Origin of the sequence: Streptomyces sp. NPDC046197 (genome assembly GCF_040646295.1) — a bacterium.
In the GTDB taxonomy this organism is placed as follows: domain Bacteria; phylum Actinomycetota; class Actinomycetes; order Streptomycetales; family Streptomycetaceae; genus Streptomyces.
In genome coordinates, this window is sequence record NZ_JBEYZY010000001.1 from 277,667 (window position 1) to 301,503 (window position 23,837).

Consider the following 23,837-nt stretch of genomic DNA (forward strand, 5'->3'; position numbering starts at 1 on the left):
CGAGCGCCCCGGGGCTTTCGCGTTGCCCGGTTCCTCGCCCCCCTCACCCCCGTGAGCGAGGAGATCCCCCATGTACGACCACCCCATGTACGACCACCCCGTGTACGACCACCGCCGCCTCGGCCGAGAGCTCGGCCTGTTCGGCACCGACCCGCTGATCGGAGCGGGCCTGCCGTACTGGCTGCCCGACGGCGCGATCGTGCGCCACACCCTGGAGGAGTACGTCCGCGAGGCGGAGCGCGCGGCCGGGTACCGGCACGTGTACTCGCCGGTCCTCGGCAAGCGCGAGCTGTACGAGATCTCCGGGCACTGGGCGCACTACCGCGAGGACATGTACCCGCCGATGGACGTCGGCGCGGAGCAGGTGGTGCTGCGGCCCAGCCTGTGTCCCCACCACGCGCTCATCTACCGCTCCCGCTCGCGCAGTTACCGTGAACTGCCGCTGCGCATGGCCGAGCTGGGCGGCATGTACCGATCCGAACTGTCCGGCGTCCTCGGCGGTCTGACCCGGGTGCGGGCCATCCAGCTCAACGACGCGCACGTCTTCTGCACCCTGGACCAGGCCGTCGAGGAGGCCCGCGCCGCCCTCGCCCTGATCGCCCGTGCCTACGCCGATCTCGGCATCCGCGCCGTCCGGCACCGTCTGTCCCTGCCGGGCGAGGGCGGCAAGTACGTCGCCGACCCGGCGCTGTGGCGGCGGGCCACCGCGCTGCTGAGGGAGGTCCTGGACGGCTCCGGCGTCGCCTACCAGGAGGCCGAGGGCGAGGCCGCGTTCTACGGTCCCAAGATCGATGTGCAGATCGCGGACGCCGCCGGCCGCGAGGCCACCCTGTCGACCGTGCAGATCGACTTCCACCAGCCCGAACGCTTCGACCTGCACTACATCGGCGCGGACGGGGCGAGACACCGGCCGGTCATGGTGCACCGCAGCATCATCGGCAGCGTGGAGCGCGCCGTCGCGCACCTCGTCGAGGAGCACGGCGGGGCCTTCCCCGCCTGGCTCGCCCCCGTGCAGCTGGTGGTGCTGCCGGTGGCCGGGGAACAGGTGGCGCGGGCCCGGGAGCTCGTGCGCCGGGCCGTCGCACTCGGGCTGCGGGCCGAGCTCGCCGGACCGGAGCACGGCAGCCTGGGCGCCCGGATCCGGTCGGCGCGGCTCGTGCCGTACCAGGCGGTGATCGGTGAGCGGGAGGCCGGGGACGGCCTGGCGGCGGTACGGCTCAGGGACGGGCGCCGCCCGGGGGCCGTGCCCGTCGAGGAGTTGGTGCGCCGGATCGGGGAGCGGGTCGCGGCGCGCGGCACCGGGCTGTGGGAGTGATCCGTGGTGCCAAGGGGGTCACGCTTAGGGTCGGGGTGACGGAAGGAGTCCCGCTGTGACCGGTCAGCCCATCCCCGTGATCATTGACTGCGACACCGGTGTCGACGACGCCCTGGCCCTGCTGTTCGCCGTACGCCACCCCGGTCTGGAGCTGCGCGCGGTCAGCTGTGTCGCCGGGAACACGTTCGTGGACCAGGTGGTGCTCAACACGCTGACCGTCCTGGAGCAGGCCGGGGCTCCCGCCATTCCCGTCGCCCGGGGTGCCGAGCGCCCGCTGATCGAGCCGGTGCGCACGGCCCACCATGTGCACGGCCGGGACGGCATGGGCGACCTCGGCCTGCCCGCGCCGCGCCGGACGCCGGCCGATGTGGACGCGGTGACGCTGCTGCGCCGCGAGATCCTGGCGTCGCCCCGCCCGGTCACCCTGATTCCGACGGCCCCCCTGACGAACATCGCCCTGCTGCTGCGCAGCCACCCCGAGGTGACGCGCAACATCGAGCGGATCGTGTTCATGGGCGGCGCGGTGGCCACCGGGAACGCCACGCCGGTCGCCGAGTTCAACGTCTGGCACGATCCGGAGGCCGCGGCGATCCTGCTCAGCGCCCGGGTGCCCATCACCATGTACGGGCTCGACGTGTTCCAGCGGGTGATCGTCCCGGCGGCCGACGTGCGGCGGCTGCGCGAGAGTTCCGAGCCCGGTGCGCGCCTGGCGGGGCGGCTGCTGTCGCACCGCGACCCGGCGACCTACCAGGCCCCGTCCGACGGCCTCGGCGACGCCTCCGGCGGGCTCGGCGACGCGGGCGCGGTCTGCTCGGTCGCCGACCCGGAGGGGCTGACCACCCATCGGCTGCCCGTGGAGGTGAACCTCACGCCCGGCCCGGCTCGCGGGCAGACGATCGTCGACCGCCGTCCTCGCCCGGGCGAGGCGGAGCTGCACGGCGAGGCCCGTGAACAGCCGTTGCTGGACGTGGGGTTGGACGTCGACGTGGACCGGTACGTGAGGCTGTATCTGGCCGCGGTGGAGGGCGACCAGTGCCGGGGCACTAGGGGGTGATCCGAACGACACCCCCTAGGTGACGACAGGCCCAGGACCCCGCCCTCATCGCACCGTCAGCCCACCGTCGGGCTCGGGTTGGCGTTCTGGGCGGGTGTCTCGCCCGGCAGGACCGGCGGCCTGGTGGTGCTGTCCACCGGTGGGGTGAGGACGACCTCCGGCTGGCCTCCGGCCGGGGGCGGCGGGGTCAGGTCCGAGGCGGGCAGCTTCGGCGGGGTCGTCTCCTGGAAGAGGACCTGGTCGAAGTTGACCAGGCCGGTGTTCTCCATGACCGTGATGTGGTCGAGCACCGTGGCGTTGGCCTGGTCGGCCAGGGTACGGACCAGAGTGTTCTTGGTCGTCGAGCGGATCTTCGCGATCGTGTTGAAGATCGAGCCGTGCGTGACGCGCAGGATGTTGGCGAAGTCCGTGTCGAACTGCTTGCCGCTGTCCGCGTTGAGCGTGTTGATGAAGCCCTGCTGCTGGGGACTGGGCAGGTTGGGAATCGCGATGTTGAGCATGGGGCCGATCTTGCGGCAGCTGGCGTCCAGCGCCGCGTGCCCGTCGATCAGATGCTTGCTCGCGGTGAGGACCGCCTTGCTCTGCCCCTTCTTCAGGCCCATCTGGCCGACGGGGTACTCCCACAGCCCGGCCGCGCGCACCTTGACCACGAAGTCCCGGTCCGCCTCCGTCAACGGTCCCCACTGCGTCTGGGCGATGATGCGGGAGGGGTCGCTGGAGACGGTGTTGAAACCGAGCATGGTCGGGTAGGCGAGCGCAACAAGGGTCAGGCTGAGAGCTCCGCCCACGAAGAGAGTTCCCGTCGCATTCCGCGAAAAGCGCACCGTGCCTCCTGCCCGGTCGTGGATCCCGCCGGTGGGCGGTTGGGACGCACATCAGTACGGGCGGGATAGCGGAAAGAACCTTTGGTTTTGGTAAAATCTGAGGGTGGCTCACCGGCAGCCGCCCGCACCGGTTCCGGTGCCGCGCCGTCCTACCGCCGTCGTCCCGAACCCTGTGGCTCCCCGCGCCGTACCGCGCCCGGCGCACGTGCCGCCGGGCGGTCCGCCCGGGTCGACGAGGTGAGTTGCCAGGGCACGCTGGTGACCATCACGCCCGGGGTGAACAGCAGACGGTTCTTGAGCCAGAGCGCGGACTGGTTGTGCAGCAGGTTCTCCCACCAGTGCCCGACGACGTACTCGGGGATGAAGACGGCCACGAGGTCGCGCGGGCTGTCCCGGCGGACCGAGCGCACGTACTCCACGACCGGACGCGTCACCTCCCGGTACGGCGAGTCCAGCGCCTTCAGCGGGACGTCGATGCCGTACTCCTCCCACTGCCGGGCCAGCAGCGCCGCCTCGTCGCGGTCCACGGCGACCGTGAGCGCGTCGAGCTGGTCGGGGTGGAAGGCCCGCGCGTACGCGAGCGCCCGCAGGGTGGGCTTGTGGAGGCGGGAGACCAGGACGATCGCCAGCACCCGCGAGGGCGGGACCAGCTCGGGCCGAGGGTCCGTCACCGCCAGTTCCGCCGACGTCGCGTCGTAGTGCCGGCGGATCGCCCGCATCGTCATCCACAGCACCGCCGCCGCGAGCACCGCCAGCCACGCGCCCTCGGTGAACTTGGTGATCAGCACGATCACCAGCACCAGCCCGGTCACGCACGCCCCGACCGCGTTCACCGCCCGCGCCGTGTACTGGTGCCGCGCGGGCAGCGGGCCGGTACCCAGGCGCAGCTCGCGGTTCCAGTGCCGCACCATGCCCAGCTGGGACAGCGTGAAGGCGGTGAACACTCCGAGGATGTACAGGTGGATCAGGCTGGTGACGCTCGCCCGGTAGCCCCACAGCAGCAGCCCGGCGACGACGGCGAGCGCGAGGATGCCGTTGGAGAAAGCGAGCCGGTCGCCCCGGTTGTGCAGCTGGCGGGGCAGGTAGCGGTGCAGGGCGAGGATCGAGGCCAGCAGCGGGAAGCCGTTGAACGCGGTGTTCGCGGCGAGGATCAGCACCAGCGCGGTCACCGTCTGGACGAAGTAGAAGCCGATGCTGTGCTCGCCGCCGAAGACGGCCGCGGCGAGTTGCGCGATCACGGTGCGCTGGGTGTACGTGGCGCAGTCGCCCGGCAGGCCGGTCAGCCGGCAGGCGTTGTCGGTGATGTGCACCTTCGCGATCAGCGCCAGCGCGGTCACCCCGGCGAACATGGCGATCGCGATCGCGCCCATCGCGGCCAGCGTCGCGGCGGCGTTCTGCGGCTTCGGCTTGCGAAAGGCCGGTACCCCGTTGGAGATCGCCTCCACGCCGGTCAGCGCCGTGCAGCCGGAGGAGAAGGCGCGCAGCACCAGCATCACCAGGGCCAGCCCGGTCAGCCCGGCGTCTCCGGGATGCGGGACGATCCCGTACCGGGCGCTCTCGGCGATCGGAGCGTCGCCCAGCGCGTAGCGGACGAGCCCCGTCGTCACCATGACGAGCACCCCGCCGACGAAGAGGTACGTCGGCGCCGCGAACGCCCGCCCCGACTCGCGCACGCCGCGCAGGTTCATGGCGGTCAGCAGCGCGACGAAGGCCAGCGCCAGCACGACGCGGTACCCGGCCAGTTGGGGCAGCGCCGAGATGACGTTGTCGACGCCGGAGGCCACCGACACCGCCACCGTCATGACGTAGTCGACGAGCAGGGACGCGGCGACGACCAGCCCGGCCGACGGTCCGAGGTTCACCGACACCACCTCGTAGGAGCCGCCGCCGCTCGGATAGGCGTGCACGACCTGCCGGTACGACAGCACCACCACCGCGAGCAGGGCCACCACCGCGGCCGCGATCCACGAGGTGAAGTGCAGATAGGCCAGGCCGCCCAGGGTGAGGACGAGCAGGATCTCCTGCGTCGCGTACGCCACCGAGGACAGCGGGTCGGAGGCGAAGATCGGCAGGGCCAGCCGCTTGGGCAGCAGCGTCTCGTGCAGCTCCTCGCTGCGCATCGCCCGGCCGACGACCAGCCGTTTCAGGAACCCCGGCAGGTTGAACACGTCGCGAGCGTAAGCCGCGGGCGGTGGCGAGACCTAGGACTGACGGGTCACGGCGTTGCCCCGACGTGCCCTCCTCGGCTTGACATGGGGGCACTCAAGTTTTATTCAGGCATGGAGGGCAGGTCGGGGGCCGACGACGATGAGCCGGAGGCGGGCTGACGATGACCGGGAGCCGGCCGCGGGGCACGGAACTGGCGGAGCTGCGGCGCCTGGTGGAGGAGCGGACCGCGGACCTGCAGCGGGTGAAGGCCGAGTACGACAACTACCGCAAGCGGGTGCGGCGGGACCGCCTGGCCGTGCGCGAGATCGCGGCGGCCAATGTGCTGCGGGCGCTGCTGCCGGTGCTGGACGCCGTCGACCGGGCCGGCGCGCACGAGCCGCTGACCCCGGGCCTGAAGGACATCGCCGACAGCCTCCGCGAGCAGCTCGGCTCGCTGGGCGTCACGTCGTTCGGCAAGGAGGGCGACCCGTTCGACCCCGCCTGTCACGACGCGCTGACGCACCACGTCTCCCCGGGCCCCGGCCGCCTGGTCTGTTCGGCGGTCCTCCGCCCCGGCTACCGCATCGGCGACCAGCTGCTGCGCCCGGCGTACGTGGAGGTGACCGGCCCGCCGACCGGGCAGACCACGGCGGCCGCGACCCCGTCGGGGCCAACCCCCGTGAGTACCGTCAAGGTTGACGGAATGTTGACCGGCTCGTGGGAGCACCCTGACGGAAGGCCGCCCTAGATTCGCCCGCATGCCCCCACAGCCCCCCGGCATGCCCGGCGCGCTCCCCGTCCTCCCCTACCGCAAGCCCACCAAGGGCCGTGACTACTGGGTGCTGGACGACGTCCTGCCCGACCCGGACGCCGTGCGGGAACGCTGTCTGGCCAAGGACGACTGGGTCAAGGGGTATCCGTACACCTCGGAGACCTGGCCGGGACTGCGGACCATGCCCGGCCTGGAGCCGTCCGAGCTGGCCCGGGTCGAACGCCTGGTGAGGAAGGAGACCGGGGCCAAGGAGCTGTGGGTGCAGCAGGCACCCGGCGGCGGCACCCTCAACCACAACTGCGTCCAGGTCGTCGGCGAGGGCGAGAGCGAGCCCCGGCCGCACACCGACTCGCGTGCCCTGTGCCGGTACGCCGCCGTGCTCTACCTGAACCCCGGCGTGCCCAAGGACTGCGGCACCAGCTTCTACCGGCAGTCCCTGCCGGGCGGACGGCTCGGCGGCAACGTCGTCCAGGCCCCGCACCACAACCTCGTCGAGGCCCTCGGTACGCGGTTCGTCGCGCCGAACGCCTTCGAGGAGGACGTACGCGTCCCGCACAAGGCCAACCGGCTGCTCCTCTACCACGCCAACCTCGTGCACAGCGCGACCGGCTACTTCGGCCGGACGCTGGAGGAGAAGCGCATGACGGCGGTCTTCTTCTGGATGGCATGACCACCGGGGTTCGGTGATTCCTCAGGTCCCCCCGGGTGTCCCGTCACGGTCGCCCGTTCCCGTTCCCGTGCCCGCGTCGGCGTCGGCGGTGCCAGTGCCACAGCGCGCCCATGGCCACCGACCCGGCCGCCAGCACCAGCCCCAGGACCGGCCAGCTGCTGCCGGCCATCTTCAGGCCGGTGACGAGGACGCCCACGGCCAGTCCCGCCTGCACCAGGACAGAGATCAGGGCGCGGGCACCGGTGGCCAGCGCGGCCGGATCCGGGCGCGCCCGCCGTTGCGGCTCCGGAGGGCTCTCGGCGAAGTAGAACCTGGTGGCGCGGTCCATCAGCCGGGCGGTGGCGTGGTCGTACGACACCGCCATGTACGGCAGCCAGACGAGCGGTACCACCATGCCCACGGCGAAGACCAGCCCGAGCAGCAGCCAGCGGGCGGCCTGCACGGACCGGCGGACCCGCTCGGTCGACCCGACCGGGGACAGCAGGCCGAGCAGCCGGGCCATACGGACGACGAGGTCCCACACGACGGCCGGACGCCGAGCGCGCGCCGCCATCGGCGCCGTCGGCGCCGTCCTCCCGGCCACCGCGGCCCCGCCGCTGCCCTCCGCCGTCCTCCCCGCCGCCGTCTCCCCGGTCGCGGTGGTGTCCTCCGCCGCCGTTGTCCCGGCCTTCGGAGGCGGTACGGCCAGGGCCTGCCGCGCCTGTTCGATCTCGCCGTACACGCCCTGTACGACGAGGAGCTCGGCCGCCCGTTCGTGATCGGTGGGGTCGCGTCCGGCCAGCGCGGCCAGTTCCAGCACGGTGCGGGCCTGGCGGAGCAGGGCCGCGCAGAACGCGACGGGGATGAACAGCAGGAAGGGACCGCCGACGAAGGCACCCTCGGAGACCGTGGCCCGCCGGCCCCGGGCCGTGACCTCGGCCCGCGCGGCCGCCGGTGCCGTGCCGGCGAGACGGGCCGCCGAGCGTTTCGCAGCCGCGCCGGTGCGGCGCACCGCGAACAGGGCCAGTACCTCGGGCAGCCGGCGCGTGTCGGTGAGCGCCTCCTTCAGCAGCGGCCCGGTGAGGGACGGGTCGGCGGGCACGGCGGATCAGTACCGCAGCGCGGTACCCACCTCGGCCTTCACGTCGCCGGACAGCTTGTGCGTGCTGCGCGCGGTCGCCTGGGCCGTCTTACCGCCCGGCACGTCGGGGACGGTGACGACCACCGTGTCGAGCAGGTCGCCGCCGCTGTCCTTGAAGTTGACCTGGACGGCGAAGGACTTGGTCGAGTCGGTCTCGTTGGCGACCGTGATCCCGACCGTGGTGCGCCCGTCCGTGGCGGTCGCCGGTGTGCCCAGTGTCACGGCGTTCCTGGCGTCGACGCCGCCCTTCACCTCGTCGAGCCGGCGGCCCGCCTCGGCGGTCGCCGAGGCCAGCAGCTCGTTGCCCCGGGAGGCGAGCGAGGAGACGGCCGACGCCGCCTTGCTCACCGCGTTCGACGGGCTGGTGCCGCTGCTGTTGTTGCCGGAGCAGCCGGTCAGCACGGCGGCCACCACCACCGCCGGCGCCGCGCCCGTCCACCAGCGTGCCCGGTGACCGGCCATCTCGCCTCCTGGTGCTCTCGCGCTCCCCTCCCGGCGAAGGGCCGGGACTCCTTCCAGTGAAGAGCCCGTGACGGTCGTCCGCACCCGGACGTCACCCGTGCGGGTCATCGTCGTGCCGGTGGTCGCCCGACCGGGTCACGCACCCATAGGCAGGCCGATGCCTGCCATGGGGAGGCCTATTGGCCGCCCGATGGATCGCGGACCTACCGTCGACCCCGACGTCCCGAGAGCGCGAGGAGAGACGCGAGAATGGCCAAGATCCTGTTCCTGATGACCGCCGCCGACCACTGGACGCTGGCCGACGGCAGCAGGCACCGCACCGGCTTCTGGGCCGAGGAGGCGGTCGTCCCCCTGGAGGCCTTCCGGGCGGCCGGCCACGAGGTCACCGTGGCCACCCCGGGTGGTGCGGTCCCGCCGGTCGACCCGGCCAGCCTCGCCGCCGATGCCGTCGGCGGCGCCGAGGAGGCGGCCCGGCTGCGGGATGTGATCGACAGCGCGCCCGAGTTCCGCGCCCCCGTGGCGCTGTCCGGGGTACGGCTGGACGACTACGACGCCGTGTACGTCCCCGGCGGCCACGGCCCCATGGAGGACCTCGCGGTCGACGTGGACGGCGGCCGCATCCTCACCGGCGCGGTGGAGCGTGGCCTGCCCGTCGGCGTGGTCTGCCACGGCCCGGCCGCGCTGCTGGCGGCGGTGGGGGAGGACGGCACCAACGCCTACGCGGGCTACCGGATCACCGCCTTCACCAACACCGAGGAGCGGCTGGCGGGCAACGCGGACAGGGCCCGGTGGCTGCTGCAGGACCGGCTGACCGAGGCGGGTCTGAAGGTCGAGGCGGGCGAGCCGTGGGCCCCGCACGTCGAGGTCGACCGCACCGTCGTCACCGGCCAGAACCCGGCGTCCTCGGCCCCGGTCGCGGACGAGCTGCTCAAGCGGCTCGGCTGAGCCGTCCGGACGGGCCCCGGGCCGGTGGGACGGGCCCCGGGCCCGTGGCGGTGGCTTCCCGAAAACTGCGAGGCCGGGCGGGAGCGTGGTCGGGTGTGCCGGACGCGCGTGTGGGAGAGGGTGTGCGGAGCACCCGGAAACCACACACCGCCGTACGGATCAGGGAGCCGACGACATGACCGAGACCCGCACCGTGAGCGTCCTGGGCACCGGGATCATGGGCTCCGGGATGGCCCGCAACCTGCTGAAGGCCGGACACACCGTCCGGGCCTGGAACCGCACCCGCGCCAAGGCCGAGCCGCTGGCCGCCGACGGCGCACGGATCGCCGACAGCCCGGCCGAGGCCGTGCGGGACGCCGACGTCGTACTGACCATGCTGTACGACGGCGGTACGGTGCTGGAGGTCATGCGCGAGGCCGCCCCCGCGGCGCGCTCGGGTGCCGCCTGGGCGCAGTCGACCACCGCCGGGCTGGAGTCCGTCGGTGAAATGGCCGGACTGGCCCGCGAGCACGGGCTGGTGTTCTACGACGCACCGGTGCTCGGCACCCGTCAGCCCGCCGAGGCCGGGCAGCTGATCGTGCTGGCCGCGGGTCCGGCCGAGGGCCGGGACGTGGTGACGCCGGTGTTCGACGCCGTCGGCGCCCGTACGACATGGATCTCACAGGACAGCGCCGCCGCCGCCGCCACCCGCCTGAAGCTGGTCACCAACAGCTGGGTGCTGGCGGCCACGGCCGCGGTGGGCGAGGTCCTGGCCCTCGCCAAGGCGCTCGATGTCGACCCGGAGGGCTTCTTCGACCTCGTCCGCGGCGGCCCGCTGGACATGGGCTATCTGCACGCCAAGGCCGACCTCGTCCTCAACGACCGCCTGACGCCGCCGAGCTTCGCGGTGAAGACCGCGGAGAAGGACGCCCGCCTGATCACCGAGGCCGCCGAGCGGCACGGTGTCCGTCTCGACGTGGCCCGGGCCGCCGCCGAGCGCTTCGCCCGCGCCGCCGCCCAGGGCCACGCCGACGAGGACATGGCCGCGGCCTACTTCGCGAGCTTCGACGAGAAGCGGGCCTGACGACACCCCTGGGGGGTGTCGTTCGGATCACCGCGGGTCCGCGACGCCTGGCACGGCACCTCGCCGCGTTGTCGCATCACCCGAGTACGCCCGGTACGCGGGTGATGCTCCGCCTTGCGATGCACCGCACCATGCGCCGCGGCCTGATCCGCGGTGATCCAAACGACACCCCCTAAGCCCTGTCCGGGGCGGTCAGCCGAGGCAGACCACGAGCAGGCAGAGCTGGGCCGGGGACGGCTGGGTGGCCGCGGGCCCGCTGCCCTGCGGGGTTCCGGTGGCCGAGCCGTTGGACGCGGCGGGTGCGGACGACTGGCCCGAGGACGTGGCGGTGTGGCTGGGGGACGTTCCGGCGGATGTCGTGCCGGAGGAGGTTCCCGCGGAGGACGGTCCGCCGGAGGATCCCGATCCCGACGCCGCGGCGGACGAGGCCCCACCGGAAGTCCGGGACGCGGCCTGCGGCTGCGGAGCCGCCGGCGCGGGGGCGGGCGCCGCGGCACGGACCGTCGTACGAGGAGTGGTGGCACCGTCGGGCCGGGCGTCCGGTGTGGCGCCGTACGGCGTGGTGGCGGACTGCCGGTGCGGGACGGCGGGCGTGCCCGGCTGCTGCGGGCCGGCGGAGGACGGCCCCCCGGTGCCGGGCTGCGTCGACGGGTGGAGGGTCTGTCCCGGCTGCCCGTCCACGGTGCCCGCGTTCGGGGTCTGCGGCGCCGTGGCGGCCTGGGCCCGGTCGCCGCCCGAGGGCCGGTCCATGCCGGCGACGGTCAGACCGCCTCCGACCAGCGCGACGGCGGTCGCGACCAGGGCCCGGCGCTGGGTCTTCTTCCAGCGCGCCAGCCGGCGGCGCCGGGCCGCCCGTCCCAGCCCCTGGCGTGCGGCGGGCACGTGCGCGGGCTCGGCGGACGGGCTGGGCTCCGGGCTCCCGGTCCGCACGGGTTCGGCCGGCGCTTCCGTGCGCGGTTCCGTCTGCGGTTCCGGCTGCGTGTGCGGCTGCGTTTGCGTGCGCGTTCGGGTCCACGAGATCTCGCTCCGCGGGTTCACGGCCGGCTCGGTCCCGGTCCACGGGTCCCTCCCCGCGGCCGCGGAACCGCCCACGGCGGACGGTGCCGCGCCGGACGCGACGTCGGGAGCGATGTCCGGGGCGTAGGCGCCACACCCCGGGCACACCAGGGCGCCGTTGAGGTGCCGACGACACGAGGAGCAGTAGTCCATCCGTGGTCTTCCTGAGTTGGCGTGCCGCCGGCCCGCCGGGCCGTGGCCTGAGCACGCTCGCATGGGGAACCGAGCGGCCAGCCACGCTAACGAGGCTTTCGAAAGACTGTGTGCAGCCTTTGTGACGCTCCTGCGAGGATTCCCGTCGGGTCTCAGGAGCTCGCCACGGGTGTCCGAAAACGCCACACCCTGTCCGACACGCCGCTAGTGGAGCCGGGAGTTCACCCCGTAGTTGCGTTATTCGGAAAGTGTGTCGCTATGCTTCCCGCCATTCACGACAGACAGCCCGTGCAACGGGGCGTCTGGAGGAAGGACGGAACGTGCGGCACGGGGATGAAGGCAAACCGGCCAAACCGGCCATACCTGCCCAATCCGCGGGATCCACGCCCGGGGACGGCGCGCGGATCGGCCGGATCGGACGCTATCCAGTGCGGTGGCACAACGCGCTGCTCACCGCCTGGACGGCCGCCTGGTTCTTCGTGGCGGAACGCCACGGAGCGGTCTCCTGGCACTACTTGAGAACCGGTGAGGAACTGCTCTTCAGCCAGGTGCCCGGCGGCGGCCTCGCGTTGTACGCCAACCACCCCGAGCTGCAGATCGGCCCGGTCAGTTTCGTGGTCGCCGGACTGTTCGCACCCTTCCCAGCCGCAGTGGGCGAGAAACTCGCCGACGCGTTCATGTCGGGCCTGGGGCTCTACATGCTGGTCCTCGTCGGCCGCGCGGCCGCCGACCACTACCGCGGCACCGGGCTGAACCACAAACGCCTGCAGCAGCGCGTGCTCATCGCCGGGGCCGCCTTCATCCCGATGTGGGTGGAGGTCTCGGTGCGCTTCGCCCACCTCGACGACGTACTGGCGCTGTTCTTCACCACCCTCGCCGTGCGCGCCCTGGTACGCGGCAACGCCACCGCCGTCGGCGTCTTCCTGGCGCTGGCGGTGGACTCCAAGCCCTGGGCGGTCGGCTTCCTGCCGCTGCTGCTCGCGCTGCCCCGGCCCACGCGGCTGCGCTCGGCCGCCTGGCTGGTCGGTCTGGTGGCCGCGGCCTGGCTGCCGTTCTACCTGTCCCACCTGGAGACGCTGGCCGCGGCGCGGTTCACCATCCCCAACCAGCCGGCCTCCTCCCTGCGCTGGTTCGGTGTGAACGACGCGGCCACCCCCTGGTGGGACCGTCCCGCCCAGATGGCCCTCGGTATCACCCTGGGCTGGCTGGCGGTACGCAGGCACCGCTGGCCGGCCGTGGTGCTCCTCGCCGCCGACGCCCGGATCGTCCTCGATCCGAGCGTGTACACCTACTACAACGCCTCGGTGCTCCTCGGCACCCTCATCTGGGACTCGATCGGCCAGCGGCGCCTGGTCCCCTGGGTGAGCTGGATCGCCCTGATCTCCCTCTACGGCAGCGCCCTGATGGTGCCCTCCGACTCCGCCCAGGGGCTGATCCGGCTCGCCTTCGCGGTCGGCTCCGCCGCGTACGTCCTGTGGTGGCCCCAGCGCACGCCCCGCCATCTGCGCGGTGTGCGGGAAGCGGCGGACCTGCCGCCGGGGCCCGCGAGCGCGGCCCGGGACACCTGCGGGACGCCCGGTCGTGCGGACGTGCCGCGGCAGGTGCCCGCGAACCCCTCCCGCCCCCGCGGCAACGAGGTGCGGCGCCCCCCGCGGGCCGGCGCGCGGACCCGTCCGACGGTGCGGAGGGTGCCGCCGTCAGGACGGCCGGAATCGAAGGGCGGACGCGGAACTCTCAGGTGAGGTCGGTCAGTTCCTCGGCGTACACCTGTGAGAGCGGCTGCGGGCCCACGTACCGCTGGCAGTTGCACTGGCCGGGCTCGAAGCGCAGCGGCTTCTTGTTCTCGTCCCAGGCCGTCGGCACCTCCACGCGCTCGTGGCACCGGCCGTTCTTGTCGTGCTTGGCCAGGTGGTGGGTGCACCCGCACACCGGCTCCGGGGGCTTGTGCGCGGCCTCCACGGCCAGACGCTCCGACTTGGCGGCCTCCAGCAGCTCCAGCTTGCGCTGGTGACGGTTGCGCAGCGCGGTGCGGACGTTGTCGGCGAGCCACGCGAAGCCACCCGTCCAGAAGACGATGAGCACCCACCAGAACCAGTCCATCGGTCACCTTCCCCCTGTACGGCCGCGCCCGGTGCGGCCGTTCCGAAGCGCCGTGCAGGGCAGGTGCGCCGGCGTCTGCCGTTCAGGATAAGCACCCGGCGTGCGTACGTCGCCGGGGGCGTACGGGACCCTTCCGGGTGCGCGGCGAGCCCGGTCCGCGCCCCTCTCGCGGCGGGCGGTGGTGTGTCAGGGCTCCAGGCCCTCCGGTACGACGTCGCCCTTGCCGAGGTCGCGTGCGGAACTCCTCACGGCCGTCGCCTGTTCGCCTAACCCCGTCGGTGACGCGGCCGCCCGGCGGGGCACCCGCAGCGCTCCGGGCCGGGCGACGGGAGCGGCCGGTCGTGGCGTGTCGGCCACCGGTACGGGGCCGCCCGGCTGCCCGGGGGACCAGCCCCGGCCGAACGGGCCGCCCTGGCCGGTGAGCCGGCTCAGGGCCCGCGCGGACAGCCACTTCAGGTGCCGTCCGTGGAGCAGGCCCAGGACGATCGCGGCGGCCACCGCGATCAGGTGCTCTCGTCCGGCCAGGTTGGGCTTGGCGACCGATTCCCACACCATCGACCCGCCGGTCAGGAAGAACACGACCGGGGCGCGGCGGACGATCGAGAGGTAGGTGAACAGGCCCACGACCGCGGCGGAGGGCCCGGTGTCGAGCACCTGCCCGATCTCGGGCGGCAGTCCCAGCCCGCCCCAGCCGGGCCCCAGCGCGATCATCACCCGCACGGTCAGGGTGCCGCCCAGCGTGGTCGCGTACGAGATGGCCAGCGTCCTGCCCCGGCCGAGGGTGAGCTCCGCCAGCGCGAACGCGAGGAACAACTGGGTGATGCCCGCCCACACCGGCAGGTCCAGGGCCGGAACGTAGAGGGACACCGGGGTGCGCAGCAGGGCCAGCCACAGCGGCAGGTCGGCCCTGACGCCGCCCAGGATCCGTACCGCCACCGCGCCGGCCGGCCGCTGCGCCAGCGCGTGGAAGAAGATCACGCCGAAGGCGGCCACGAAGGCCAGGACCAGCCCGGACAGTCCACGGTGCATGAGCCGCCGTACCGGGTCGACGACGATGGCGTGCCATTCGTTGCGCAGGGTGCGTGCGACGAACCGCGCCAGCCGCCGGGGGACGGCACGCGGGTGCCCCCACCCGGTGTCGCCGGGTCCCTCGTGATGGAACGGAATCCCCCCGGCACCGCTGCACTCTTGTTCGGCTCTTCGAAGCACGTCCCCACCCACAGCGCGCACAACCGTACGCATCGGAATCTAGCCCTCGTCAGGGCCGCCACGCTGTAGCCGATGCCACGGAACCTCAGGTGCGCAGATCGCGTCAGGCACCGATTCCCCGGCGGGGACGGCCCCCTTCCCTTCCGTCGCCCCGTCCGGTGCCGGGGCCGCGCGCCGGTGGCGCCGACCCCGCCGTCCGGCCACGAGCGGCGGGGGACTACCGTCCCGGGGGGAACCGAGTCGGCTCGCCCCCGTGTGGGCCGAAGGAGGACGATCTGCATGGTTGGTCACGGGGTGACTGATCTGTCCGCGGGCATGCCGCCGGAGCTGACCACCGGCCGTCTGCTGTCCTCGTGGCAGCCGGACGTACCCGCCCTGCTGCTCGTCGCCGTCCTGGGCGCGCTCTACGGCTGGGGAGTGGTGCGGCTGCGCCGGCGCGGCGAGCGCTGGCCGCTCGCCCGGGCCGTGGCGTTCGGGGCGCTCGGGCTCGGCGCGCTCGTGGTGGCGACGATGTCCGGGCTGGCCGTCTACGACCACGTCCTGTTCTGGCCGGCCGCCGTGCAGAACATCCTGCTCGACCTGGTCGCGCCGCTCGGTCTGGCCCTCGGTGACCCGCTGCGGCTCGCGGTCGAGGCGCTGCCCGGGGACGCCGCCGCGCGGGTGCGCCGGACCATGACCGGTCGGGTGGTGCGAGTGCTCACCTTTCCGCTGGTCAGCACCCTTTTCGTGCTTGCCACCGAGCTGACCGTGTACTTCACGCCGTACTTCGCCACCGCGCTGCGGGTGGGCTGGCTGCACGAGCTGATGTACCTGCACCTGCTGGCCGCCGGCTGCCTGTTCGTGGTGCCGGTGCTCACCCATGAGCAGACGCTGCCCGCGTGGTGCACCCATCCGGTACGGGCGGCGCTGGTCTTCCTGGACAGTGTCGTCGACGCCGTGCCGGGCCTGGTGGTGATGACCCACGGTTCGCTGATCGCGGGCGCCTGGTATCTGCACCACTCGCCGTCCTGGGCGCCGGACGTCCACCACGACCAGCAGGTCGGCGGCGGCGCGATGCTCGGCATCGCCGAGCTGGTCGCGGTGCCCTTCCTGCTGGCGATCCTCGTGCAGTGGGCGCGCGCCGAGCGCGTCCAGACGGTGGCGCTCGACCGCCGCCTCGACGCCGAACTCGCCCCCGCGGTGGCGGCGGAGCCGCATCCGGGCCAGGTTCCCCCACCCGGGCTGGTACGCCCCTGGTGGGAGACCGAGCAGAACGACGTGGCCGCCCGGATCCGGCGGCAGCGGCACGACGACTGACGCGGGGCCCGAGCCGACTGCCCGGCGCGCTGTCGTCCGGCGGGCGCCCGGGGCGCAGGGGCATCGGCGTGGACGGCCGGGCCGTGTCGCGCGGCGGGCGTCTCAGGGGCTCGCGACGTCGTAGCCGTACCGCAGCGGCTGGCTGGTCACCCGGTGGTCGCGCCGGTAGACGTACACCGCCTCGGCGTGCAGGCCGGCCGTCGCCGCCTCGACCTCGCAGGGGTACGTCACCTGGATCACGCGGGGCCGGTCCACGACCCGCATGCGTACGCCGTCGGCGGGGCCCCCGTCGAGCACCGCGGTCTCCCAGCCGGTCGCGTCAGTCGTCTGCATGACCGACATTTTAGCTATTGCGCAACTGTCAGATCGCGGTGTCCGTCACGATGCCCGGCCGGTGAGCAGCGGACGCAGTGCTCCATCCCCCAGGCGCTTCACCAGGGGCACCGCGACACGGCGCGCCGCCAGGACGACGACGAGGGAGACCGCGGTTCCCACCAGGGCGCCCACCGCGACGTCGTGCGGGTAGTGGGCGCCGACGTACACCCGCGAGGCTCCCATCGCGATGGCCGCGAGGAGCCCGACCGCGCCGAGGCGCCGGTCGACGACCAGGAGTGCCGCGGCGAACGCGAAGGCGACGGTGGTGTGGTTGCTGGGGAAGGCGTAGTCGTCCAGGGGAGGGCATGCCTCGATCAGGAAGTCGTGCGGCAGGGCCCGGCAGGGGCGCGGCTCCTCGAAGAGGGACTTGATCCCGCTGTTGACGACGTAGGCGATGACGACGGCGAACGGTGTGGTCAGCACGGCGGCCATGACCGTGCTCCCCTGGCGCCGGGCGCGCCACCAGGCGGCCAGCAGCAGCACCGCGAACAGGCCGATGCCGAACGTGGAGAAGGCCGCCACGGGCCCGTTGAGCCAGTGTGTGTGGCGGGCGAAGTCGGTGACGTCGGTGTACAGGCCGCCGTCTATGGACGCGCCGTCGAGCGCCTGGACGGTGGGTGGGGAAGTCGTCATCAGGTGGATCTCCGGGCCGTGGGTCGAGTGCCGGGGAGCTCCGGAGGGGAACGCATGGCGGCACGGGACGGAAAGCGCGATGAACGGCAGGCGTCCGGAACATGAACGTCTACAGTTTTGTAGACGTTATCAGATGGAGGGGGTAACGATTTCAGGATCCGGTCAAGGCCTGGATCGGCCGGCCGGCCCCGGACGCCCACGGCAGGCGTCACCATGGAGGCATGTCCCGTGTCACCGTGATGCGAGCGGAGCACGCTCAAGAGGTCCTGGCGATCTACCGGTTCGGCATCGACGAGGGCGACGCCACGTTCGAGACCGCGGCGCCGGCCTGGGAGGAGTTCGACCGCAGGAGGCTCCCCGAACACCGCCTGGTCGCCCTCGACGACTCGGAACGCGTGCTGGGCTGGGCCGCCGTCGCCCGGGTCTCCGACCGCCACGCCTACGCCGGTGTCGTGCAGCACTCCGTCTACGTCCACCCCGGCGCCCGCCGCCGCGGAGTGGGCCACGCCCTGCTGCGGGCCCTGCTCGCCTCGACCGACGCGGCCGGCATCTGGACCGTGCAGTCCGGCATCTTCCCGGAGAACACGGCCAGCCTCGCCCTCCACGTCCAGGCCGGTTTCCGCGTCATCGGCACCCGGGAACGCATCGGCCGCCACCGCGGCCGCTGGCGCGATGTGGTCCTCGTCGAGCGCCGCAGCCCGTCCGTCGACTGAGCCGGCCCGGACGGCGAACACTTGCGCCGATGGCCAGAACCGGTTCCGTTTTTCCGGCGTCGTACGGCAGTGTGTGCCGGTGCCGGCCTGAACTGTGGGGGGACCACGTGAGCGACGAGATCTACTTCAGCAACAACTACCGCGACCTGTGCCAGCGCGACGGCACCGGGGCCGGCTTCCAGTTCGAGTTCTCCTGCGCGCGCTGCTACGACACCTGGCGGTCGCCGTTCGAGCCGTACACCGGTGAGCGGGCCGCCACCTGGCTCGGCAAGGGTGTCGACGTGGCCTGGGGGCTCCTCGGGCGTACCGGCAGCGGGATCACGTCCGCCGCCGACGGGCTCGCGGGAGCGGGCTGGGGCAGGGCCCGCGACCACGCCTTCCAGCGGGCGATCGGCAATGCGCAGGGCCACTTCAACCGCTGTGCACGCTGCACCGACCACGTCTGCGGCCGCTGCTGGAACGCGGCCCAGGGCCTGTGCCTGCGCTGCGCCCCGGATACCGCGGCCGAGGCCATGGCGGCGCAGCAGCGCGGTCTCAACGACATGGCCGCGCAACGGGCGTACGTCGCCGGACAGCAGGCCGGGCAGAGCTACGACCCCTCCGTGCCCCGGCAGTTGGTCTGCCCGTACTGCCGTACCGAGACGCACGGAGCCGCCTTCTGTTCCGGCTGCGGCCACCGGCTGGGCCAGTCCCAGCACTGCTCCTCGTGCTCCGCCGTACTGCCGGACGGCGCGGCCTTCTGCCCGGGGTGCGGCACACGGCGTTAGGGGGTGTCGACCCCGCGGGACGCACCTGGGACCCTGACCGGACCGGCGGCCCTCCACGGGGCGAGTCCGACGTCGGTGGCGGCACCGCGGAGGGGACGCGCACCCGCTCCGGTGCGCTCAGCCCTCCGCGCCGGTCCGGTCCAGCAGTTCGCGCAGCAGCTGTTCGTCGCCCTCCGGCAGCGCGGTGACGAAACTGGCCAGCACCGCCCGCCGGTCCCGCTCGCCGTCCAGGACCCGGCGCATCTTCAGCGCGGCGAGCCCGGCTTCGTCCGCGGCGGGCAGCCACACGAACGACCGGCCCTCCCGCCGGCGCGTCACCGCCCGCTTCGCCAGCAGCCGGGCCAGCACCGTCATCACGGTGGTGTACGCCAGACCGGCGGCCAGCCGCTCCTGTACCCAGCCGGCCGTCACCGGGCCCTCGGCCTCGTGCAGCGCCGCCAGCACCTGTGTCTCCAGGGCGCCCTGCGCCCTGCGCCGACGGCGATCGGGCTCCCCCACCCCTTCGTCCACCTCCAGCCGTGCCCGGCCTCCGAAGGCCGGCGACCGGGCGTCACATCGTAGGCGGCCGTCCGTGCGCCGCCCGCCCGCGTCGTTTCCTCCCACTGTTTCTACAGTGTTGTAGTTTCACTGCGGGCCCGCAACGGTGGCCCCGTGAGCGGGCATTGAGGCGCCCGTCACTTGTCGGATTGCGCAAGCATGGAACCGAAAGGGCCGGGTTCGCGTTGATCAGGATGAGAGCGGGAAACGGAAGCAGCTGCGGAGGACCTGCATGAGTGTGTCCCTGGCCAAGGGCGGCAACGTGTCGCTGACCAAGCAGGCTCCCGGCCTGACTGCGGTGACGGTCGGGCTGGGCTGGCAGGCCGGCACGGGCTGCGACCTGGACGCCGCCGCCCTGCTGTGCGACCGGTCCGGGAAGGTGCCGTCCGACGGGCACTTCGTCTTCTTCAACAACCTGACCAGCCCCGACGGTTCGGTCCGGCACTCCGGGGGCGGGAGCCCCGCGGGCGGCGACGACCAGCAGATCCACGTCGACCTCACCAGGGTCCCGGCCGATGTCCTGAAGATCGTCTTCCTGGTCTCCCTGTACGAGGGAGCAGCCCGCGGGCAGACCTTCGCCCAGGTGCACCGGGCGCACATCCGGGTCACCGACGCGGAGAGCGGCGGCGAACTGGCCCGGTACGACCTGGCGTCCGGCGCCGCGGCGAGCGAGACGGCGCTGGTCTTCGGCGAGCTGTACCGCCATGGCGCCGAGTGGAAGTTCCGTGCGGTCGGCCAGGGGTACGCCTCCGGGCTCGCCGGCATCGCCGCCGACTACGGCGTCGACGTCCTGCGCGAGACGACGCCGGGCCCCGGCCCCACCACCCCCTCCCCGCAGACCAAGACCGGCACTTACCCGCCGCCCGCTCCCGCCCCCGCCTCCGTGGGGCCGACGCCGACCGTCGTGTCCCCGCAACCGCCGACCGTCACCGCCCCACCGCAACCGACAGGGAGTTCCTCCGTGACGTGCTTCTTCGACCCCAGCCACGGCCCGGGCATCACGAACGTGACCTGGTCGCCGCAGTGGGGCGTGCCCCGGCCGATCCAGGCGTGCGGCGGCTGTGCCCAGCGTGTGCAGACCACACCCCCGCCGTTCTACACGCCGCCCCAGCAGGGCTACCCGCAGGCCGCGCCCCAGGGATACCCCCAGCAGGGATATCCCCAACAGGGCTACGCGCAGCAGGGCTATGCACAGCCGTACGGTGATCACCACGACCACCAGCAGCAGGGCGGCCGCCGCTTCGGTGCCGGCGCCCTCATCGGCGCCGGTGCGGCCGGCCTGGTCGGCGGTGCGCTGCTGAACGAGGCGTTCGACGACGACGAACCCGAAGTCGTGGTCAACAACTACTACGAGGACTGACCCGCCGGTCCCGGCGCTGCCCCGGGACGAGGGCGACGTCAGCCGTCCTGCCGACCGCGTGGGAGGGGCCCTCCCACGCGGTCGCTTCGCACAGGTCTTGGTTTCCCGCGGGGTACAAGGGTCTTGCCATGAAGCCGCCGGGAGCAGGAGAGGGGTCGGCGGATGTCCCATTCCCGGTCACTGTGGCGGTGGCTGCCCGTTCTGCTGCTGGCCCTCGCCGTGTACGTCGTCGTGCGGGCCACGGGTTCGCGGCACGGCGACGCGTCACCGCCCGCCGGTCACCCGGCCTCGGCGTCACCCCCGCCGGCCGGCTCGCCCCGCCCCTCCCGGTCCGCGGCCTCCCCGTCGTACGACCCGGCGGCCTACGCCGCCCAGGTCCGTGCCCGGGCCCGCCGGGCAGGCGTCAGTTCCCAGCTGGTGATGGCGATCCTCTACAACGAGGCGTACAAGCCGCACGACCCCGCCCTGGAGCGTGCCTGGCAGAAGTACAAGGCGGATGCCTCCTTCGGCATCGCGAACATGCACCGTGCCACCTTCGACGAGGTCAAGCAGGGCCGTGACTTCGCCCGCCGCCGGTGGGAGGAGTTGCCCGACGACCGGGACCTCGCCGTCGAGGCCGAGGCCTGGTATCTGCACGACCTGGCGGCCAGGCTGCCCGCCCACTGGTCTGCCCCCTACACCCGGGACGAGCTCCTGGCCCTGGGATACAACACAGGGGCCGGCAACATGCTCGCCTTCGCCCGCGGCGCGACCCCGGGCGGCCAGGCCCAGTCGTACCTGGACAAGCTGCACGCCAACTGGACCAAGGCCGGGGACGCGGTACGCGGGTGACGGCGGGCGGGGTCGTCCGTGGCCCACCGTCATCCCTGGGCCACGGTCATCCGTGGGTCACGGTCATCCGTGGGTCACGGTCATCCGTGGGTCACGCTCATCCCCGGGTCACGATCATCCGTAGGTCAGGTTGGAACACGGATTGTCGTCTGCGGAACGGGCGTCCTGCGCGACCGAACTCGGTACGGCCGTGGGCGTGGCCGACGCGGAGGCGCCGCCGGGGGTATAGCTCCGGCCCAGGACCAGATTGACGCCCGCGCCCGGCACGGAAGCGAGTTCGGCGTCCGGGAAGAGCTTGGCGACGTCCTGCGCCCGGGCCCGCATGCCCACGCCGTACTCGATCACGGTGGTGGCGTGGTCGTGGCTGCTCGCGTTCGCGGTGCCGGTGACCGTGAAGCCGTGCGCGGTGAGGGTGGCGGCGGCGCTGGAGGCGAGGCCGGAGGTGGTGGTGCCGTTGTAGACGGCGACGCCGACGCCGTGGCCCGAAACCTGTTCGGCGGCGCTCGGTGCCGCGGAGGCAGGTGCCGTCGCCTCCCTCTGCTTGCCGCTGGCGTCCTTGCCGTCGATGGTGCGGTCGTCCTTGAGCGCGGCCCACAGCTGGCCGGCGTCGGGTTCGACGACGGCCACGCGCTCACCCTGATAACGCCAGGGAATGGTGACGAACTTGGTGTTGTGCAGGTCTATGTCCTGCAGTGACATGGCGAAGGAGATCAGCTTGTTCGCCGTGCCCAGCCCGGGGTCGACGGTCATCGACTTGGTGGCGGCGTCGGCGAGCGGCAGCAGTTTGGTCGGGGTGAGACCGTCACTCTTGATCTTCTTGATGAGACCGGCGACGAAGGCCTGCTGGCGCTTGATCCGCCCTATGTCGGAGCCGTCCCCGATGCCGTGGCGGATGCGGACGTAGTCCAGCGCCCGCCGGCCCGAGACGGTCTGCTCGCCCTTCTGGAACAGCAGACTGCCCCGGGTGGCGCGGTGGGGGTCGAGGTCCTTCTCGTACACGTCGTTCGGCAGGCAGACCTGCACCCCGCCGACCACGTCGGTCAGCGCCGCGAAGCCCTTGAAGTCCACGACCACGGTGTGGTCGACGCGCAGCCCGGTGAGCTGCTCCACCGTGTTCTGGGTGCAGGCCGGATTGCCCTTCTCGGTGTTCCCCACCGAGAAGGCCGAGTTGAACATGGTGTTCGGCTGGGGCTTGGTCCAACTGCCGTCGGGCAGCCTGCACGACGGGATGGTGACGAGCGTGTCGCGGGGGATGGACACCGCTGTGGCGTGCTTGTGGTCGGCGTATATGTGCAGCACAAAGGCGGTGTCGGAGCGGCCGATGTCGTCCTTGCTGCCGCCGCCGAGCGCGTTGTTGCCGTCGGTGCGCGCGTCCGAGCCGATGACCAGGACGTTCTCGCCCTTCGAGGAACCCGGCTGCGGCCGGTTCTTGGACAGGCCGTCCCCGTCGAAGGTGGCGATGTTGCCGTTGAGCTTGAGGTAGATCCAGCCCAGGCCGGCCGTTGCGAGCACGGCCACCGCCAGTGCCACGAGCAGTGCCGTGCGCAGGGGATTGCGCGTGCGGCCCGGCGCCCCGCGCCTGCCCCGCGCCCCGTCGCGGGGCGGCTCGGCCCCGCGCCGGTGGCGGGACGGGGTGGCCTGGTCGCTGGTGGTGGTCATGCTCGCGCCCTCATCCGTCCGACTCATACGGAGGGGACGACTGACCCCATCCAATGGTTGTACAGTTGCGCAATGTAGCAACGATGGCAGATGGTACGCGTACGGTACGTGGCGCTGTCCGGCGAAGAGAAGAGGTGGGCGGGTTGCTCCGCAACGGACTGGAACCCTGGCACCTGCTGATCGTGGCGATCGTGATCATCTTGGTGTTCGGATCGAAGAGGCTGCCCGACACCGCCCGCGCGCTGGGCAAGTCCATGCGCATCCTCAAGAGCGAGGCCAAGGCCATGAAGGACGAGGAGGCCCCGCGCGCCCCGCAGTCTCACGGCCCCTCACCGGCCGAGGACGGGCCCGCCCCCGCGGCGCAGGCCTCGCGCGTCATCCAGTCCGCCCCCGGCGAGACGGCCACGGCCCCCCCGGTCACCGAGGACAATCCGGCCGCCCACTGAGCCGCACGCCCGGCCGCCCAGTGACCCGCACGCCGCGCCCGTAGAACTGTCCGTTCTTCGGGGTCGGTTCGGCACCGTCCACTGACCCGCACGCCCGGCCGCCCAGTGACCCGCACGCCGCGCCCGTAGAACTGTCCGTTCTTCGGGGCCGGTTCGGCACCGTCCACTGAGCCGCACGCCCGGCCGCCCAGTGACCCGCACGCCGCGCCCGTAGAACTGTCCGTTCTTCGGGGTCGGTTCGGCACCGTCCACTGAGCCGCACGCCCGGCCGCCCAGTGACCCGCACGCCGCGCCCGTAGAACTGTCCGTTCTTCGGGGTCGGTTCGGCA

24 protein-coding genes are annotated in these 23,837 nt (G+C 72.7%); 13 read left to right on the forward strand and 11 right to left on the reverse strand.

Annotation, left to right across the window (positions count from 1 at the left end; genetic code table 11):
* The first annotated feature begins 100 nt into the window (after positions 1–100).
* Both thrS and AB0A61_RS01270 read left to right on the forward strand, forming a co-directional pair.
* A complete protein-coding gene (gene thrS / locus AB0A61_RS01265; protein ID WP_361284978.1) occupies positions 101–1,315 on the forward strand; it encodes a threonine--tRNA ligase in 1,215 nt (404 codons plus the stop codon).
* A 55-nt stretch (positions 1,316–1,370) separates the two neighbouring features.
* A complete protein-coding gene (locus tag AB0A61_RS01270; RefSeq protein WP_361284173.1) occupies positions 1,371–2,369 on the forward strand; it encodes a nucleoside hydrolase in 999 nt (332 codons plus the stop codon).
* A gap of 56 nt (positions 2,370–2,425) precedes the next feature.
* Here AB0A61_RS01270 and AB0A61_RS01275 read toward each other — a convergent pair whose 3' ends face one another.
* The gene (locus tag AB0A61_RS01275; protein WP_361284176.1) at positions 2,426–3,157 is read right to left on the reverse strand and encodes a DUF4142 domain-containing protein; all 732 of its coding nucleotides are present in this window, start codon (positions 3,155–3,157) and stop codon (positions 2,426–2,428) included.
* Between the two features lie 185 nt (positions 3,158–3,342).
* A complete protein-coding gene (locus tag AB0A61_RS01280) occupies positions 3,343–5,361 on the reverse strand; it encodes an APC family permease (RefSeq protein ID WP_361284179.1) in 2,019 nt (672 codons plus the stop codon).
* 161 nt (positions 5,362–5,522) lie between these two features.
* Here AB0A61_RS01280 and grpE point away from each other — a divergent pair, with 161 nt between their 5' ends.
* On the forward strand, positions 5,523–6,089 hold the full coding sequence (grpE, locus tag AB0A61_RS01285) for a nucleotide exchange factor GrpE (RefSeq protein WP_361284182.1): 567 nt from the start codon (positions 5,523–5,525) through the stop codon (positions 6,087–6,089).
* A 10-nt stretch (positions 6,090–6,099) separates the two neighbouring features.
* Positions 6,100–6,783 (forward strand): DUF6445 family protein, encoded by a 684-nt coding sequence (locus AB0A61_RS01290; protein ID WP_361284185.1) that lies wholly within the window; start codon positions 6,100–6,102, stop codon positions 6,781–6,783.
* A 43-nt stretch (positions 6,784–6,826) separates the two neighbouring features.
* Here AB0A61_RS01290 and AB0A61_RS01295 read toward each other — a convergent pair whose 3' ends face one another.
* Both AB0A61_RS01295 and AB0A61_RS01300 read right to left on the reverse strand, forming a co-directional pair.
* Positions 6,827–7,864 carry a hypothetical protein gene (locus AB0A61_RS01295; protein ID WP_361284188.1) on the reverse strand — a complete coding sequence of 346 codons (1,038 nt, stop codon included), beginning with the start codon at positions 7,862–7,864 and terminating at the stop codon, positions 6,827–6,829.
* Positions 7,865–7,870: 6 nt separating this feature from the next.
* Positions 7,871–8,365, reverse strand: a complete 495-nt coding sequence (locus tag AB0A61_RS01300; protein ID WP_361284191.1) for a hypothetical protein — start codon at positions 8,363–8,365, stop codon at positions 7,871–7,873.
* 249 nt (positions 8,366–8,614) lie between these two features.
* Here AB0A61_RS01300 and AB0A61_RS01305 point away from each other — a divergent pair, with 249 nt between their 5' ends.
* Complete coding sequence (locus tag AB0A61_RS01305; protein WP_361284194.1) at positions 8,615–9,310, forward strand: type 1 glutamine amidotransferase domain-containing protein; 696 nt, start codon at positions 8,615–8,617, stop codon at positions 9,308–9,310.
* 175 nt (positions 9,311–9,485) lie between these two features.
* Positions 9,486–10,373, forward strand: coding sequence for an NAD(P)-dependent oxidoreductase (locus tag AB0A61_RS01310; protein WP_361284197.1), 888 nt, complete (start codon positions 9,486–9,488; stop codon positions 10,371–10,373).
* A 192-nt stretch (positions 10,374–10,565) separates the two neighbouring features.
* Here AB0A61_RS01310 and AB0A61_RS01315 read toward each other — a convergent pair whose 3' ends face one another.
* Positions 10,566–11,255, reverse strand: a complete 690-nt coding sequence (locus tag AB0A61_RS01315) for a hypothetical protein (RefSeq protein ID WP_361284200.1) — start codon at positions 11,253–11,255, stop codon at positions 10,566–10,568.
* A 755-nt stretch (positions 11,256–12,010) separates the two neighbouring features.
* Between AB0A61_RS01315 and AB0A61_RS01320 the strand changes: the two genes are divergently transcribed.
* Complete coding sequence (locus tag AB0A61_RS01320) at positions 12,011–13,324, forward strand: hypothetical protein (protein ID WP_361284203.1); 1,314 nt, start codon at positions 12,011–12,013, stop codon at positions 13,322–13,324.
* Here the strand turns inward: AB0A61_RS01320 and AB0A61_RS01325 are convergent.
* Complete coding sequence (locus tag AB0A61_RS01325; protein WP_361284206.1) at positions 13,317–13,682, reverse strand: hypothetical protein; 366 nt, start codon at positions 13,680–13,682, stop codon at positions 13,317–13,319. The genes AB0A61_RS01320 and AB0A61_RS01325 overlap by 8 nt on opposite strands.
* A 186-nt stretch (positions 13,683–13,868) precedes the next feature.
* Positions 13,869–14,891: a hypothetical protein gene (locus AB0A61_RS01330; protein WP_361284208.1), complete on the reverse strand. Its 1,023-nt coding sequence runs from the start codon at positions 14,889–14,891 to the stop codon at positions 13,869–13,871.
* Between the two features lie 315 nt (positions 14,892–15,206).
* On the opposite strand from AB0A61_RS01330, the gene AB0A61_RS01335 reads away from it, so the two are divergent.
* The gene (locus AB0A61_RS01335) at positions 15,207–16,187 is read left to right on the forward strand and encodes a cytochrome c oxidase assembly protein (RefSeq protein ID WP_361284981.1); all 981 of its coding nucleotides are present in this window, start codon (positions 15,207–15,209) and stop codon (positions 16,185–16,187) included.
* 102 nt (positions 16,188–16,289) lie between these two features.
* Here AB0A61_RS01335 and AB0A61_RS01340 read toward each other — a convergent pair whose 3' ends face one another.
* Together AB0A61_RS01340 and AB0A61_RS01345 are read right to left on the reverse strand one after the other, a co-directional pair.
* Positions 16,290–16,520, reverse strand: coding sequence for a hypothetical protein (locus tag AB0A61_RS01340; protein WP_361284211.1), 231 nt, complete (start codon positions 16,518–16,520; stop codon positions 16,290–16,292).
* A gap of 45 nt (positions 16,521–16,565) precedes the next feature.
* A complete protein-coding gene (locus tag AB0A61_RS01345) occupies positions 16,566–17,195 on the reverse strand; it encodes a phosphatase PAP2 family protein (protein WP_361284214.1) in 630 nt (209 codons plus the stop codon).
* Positions 17,196–17,416: 221 nt separating this feature from the next.
* Here AB0A61_RS01345 and AB0A61_RS01350 point away from each other — a divergent pair, with 221 nt between their 5' ends.
* Both AB0A61_RS01350 and AB0A61_RS01355 read left to right on the forward strand, forming a co-directional pair.
* Positions 17,417–17,908, forward strand: a complete 492-nt coding sequence (locus AB0A61_RS01350; RefSeq protein ID WP_361284217.1) for an N-acetyltransferase family protein — start codon at positions 17,417–17,419, stop codon at positions 17,906–17,908.
* A gap of 107 nt (positions 17,909–18,015) precedes the next feature.
* Positions 18,016–18,675 carry a zinc ribbon domain-containing protein gene (locus tag AB0A61_RS01355; protein WP_361284220.1) on the forward strand — a complete coding sequence of 220 codons (660 nt, stop codon included), beginning with the start codon at positions 18,016–18,018 and terminating at the stop codon, positions 18,673–18,675.
* Positions 18,676–18,792: 117 nt separating this feature from the next.
* On the opposite strand, the gene AB0A61_RS01360 is transcribed toward AB0A61_RS01355, so the two are convergent.
* Positions 18,793–19,173 carry a BlaI/MecI/CopY family transcriptional regulator gene (locus AB0A61_RS01360; protein WP_361284223.1) on the reverse strand — a complete coding sequence of 127 codons (381 nt, stop codon included), beginning with the start codon at positions 19,171–19,173 and terminating at the stop codon, positions 18,793–18,795.
* A 271-nt stretch (positions 19,174–19,444) separates the two neighbouring features.
* On the opposite strand from AB0A61_RS01360, the gene AB0A61_RS01365 reads away from it, so the two are divergent.
* Positions 19,445–20,572, forward strand: coding sequence for a TerD family protein (locus tag AB0A61_RS01365; protein WP_361284226.1), 1,128 nt, complete (start codon positions 19,445–19,447; stop codon positions 20,570–20,572).
* A gap of 162 nt (positions 20,573–20,734) precedes the next feature.
* Entirely contained in the window at positions 20,735–21,403 is a 669-nt protein-coding gene (locus AB0A61_RS01370; RefSeq protein WP_361284229.1) for a lytic transglycosylase domain-containing protein, read from the forward strand.
* A gap of 114 nt (positions 21,404–21,517) precedes the next feature.
* Here the strand turns inward: AB0A61_RS01370 and AB0A61_RS01375 are convergent, their stop codons facing one another.
* Complete coding sequence (locus AB0A61_RS01375) at positions 21,518–23,062, reverse strand: LCP family protein (protein WP_361284232.1); 1,545 nt, start codon at positions 23,060–23,062, stop codon at positions 21,518–21,520.
* A 143-nt stretch (positions 23,063–23,205) separates the two neighbouring features.
* Between AB0A61_RS01375 and tatA the strand changes: the two genes are divergently transcribed.
* Complete coding sequence (gene tatA, locus AB0A61_RS01380; RefSeq protein WP_361284235.1) at positions 23,206–23,508, forward strand: Sec-independent protein translocase subunit TatA; 303 nt, start codon at positions 23,206–23,208, stop codon at positions 23,506–23,508.
* The last annotated feature ends 329 nt before the right edge of the window (positions 23,509–23,837 follow it).